We start from the raw sequence: 1476 nt of genomic DNA on the forward strand, positions 1-1476 counted from the left end.
TGAACACCCAATGGGCGCCACCAATGGCCCGGGGATTCTAACACCCAAAAAAGAGGATCTCACATGGAATTCTTTAATGTGGTTAAGGCCACTCAGAAATCCGGCAAGAAAGATGCAGTAATTTGGCGCAGTGCGAAATCAGAAGCGCGCGCCAATCTTCAGCTCGATGTTGATCTGGAAGATGCCGGAATTGAGACCGGTCGCGGCAAGGATTACCAGAAGCCAATCCGTACTGACTTCCCTGTGTTTAATGACCTGCCGGAAGAAGGCGTGGTTGATTTTACCTGGTGCGAACGCTACGAACTGGCCGAAGACCAGCGTACCTGGCAGCTGAAAGAAGGCGCGGCGCCACAGGATGCTTTCCACCAGGAAGATGCTGGCGACGCAGACGCAGACGCAGACGCAGACGCAGACGCAGACGCAGAACAGGTTGAAGACAACAGCCACGAAAGCAAGATTGTTAACGTTGAATACAACATCGCGCCTATGGGATTCCGTGTGCAACTGCTGGCGCAGTTCATGGCTGAGGACCTGCACGTCTACTGCATCAACAAAGAAACCCAGGCGAAAATCGCCGCGCTGGAAATGGACACGGACAACACCTACGTCCAGAACCTGCTGCTGGCCGCCGAGAATGCGCCGGAGGTTAAGACCTTCGACATGCCTACCCTGTGGAAGCTGACGACCGCAGTTAAGGCTGTTTTCCCGCAGGATAAGCGCAGCGAGCTGAACCAGATTATCCAGCTCGTAAAGGCCTGGGCGACCACTGAGCACATCGACCGCGGACTGTTGGTCAAAGAATGGCAGAAAGGTAACCGCGTGGCGCTGATTCAGCGCACCGACGTTAAAACCAATGCTGGCGGCGGTAATAAGACAGATCGCAACCCGGACCTTGTCCACACGCTGGACACTCTGGACATTGATATTGCGCTTGCCACTCTGCCAATGGATTTCAACATCTACGACATCCCTGGCGGCGTTTTCCGTCGTGCAAAAGAGATCGTCAGTAAGAAACAAAGTCCGTTCAAAGAGTGGTCCGAAGCGCTCCGCAAAACCGCTGGCATCCTGGATTATTCCCGCGCGGCTATCTTCGCGCTTATCCGGGGCGCCGCAGAGAACGTTCACCACTTCCCGGTCAGCCTGCAGACGTATATCAACGCGAACCTGACGGAATCCGATCACCAGCACCCAGCCGAAGAAACCCTGGCAGCGTCCGGTCACGTGCCAGAAAAAAGCTGGGAAAACGAAATTAACGAGCAGGTCGCAGCAGAGCAGAAAGTCGCAGCCAAACAAACCGAGGAAACCACCAGCGATGAGCCGATGGAAGAGACAGAGCGCGCCGAAGGCGAAATTAACAATGCGGTACCAGCAGGCGAAGGTGCTGTGGAAGATGATCAGCAGGCAGATACCGTAACTGACGCCAGCGCCGGGGAAATTCTGGCCGCCGCTGCGCCGAGCCTGGCTGCTGACGGGCAA

1 protein-coding gene is annotated in these 1476 nt (G+C 55.6%); it reads left to right on the top strand.

Features of this window, described 5'->3' with window-relative positions; all coding sequences use genetic code 11:
• Nucleotides 1-63 precede the first annotated feature (63 nt).
• A partial coding sequence (locus RDN66_RS07165) for a RecE family exodeoxyribonuclease (RefSeq protein WP_308537739.1) occupies nucleotides 64-1476 on the top strand: 1413 nt, incomplete at its 3' end.

Origin of the sequence: uncultured Kluyvera sp. (assembly GCF_902485085.1) — a bacterium.
Taxonomy (GTDB): domain Bacteria; phylum Pseudomonadota; class Gammaproteobacteria; order Enterobacterales; family Enterobacteriaceae; genus Kluyvera; species Kluyvera ascorbata.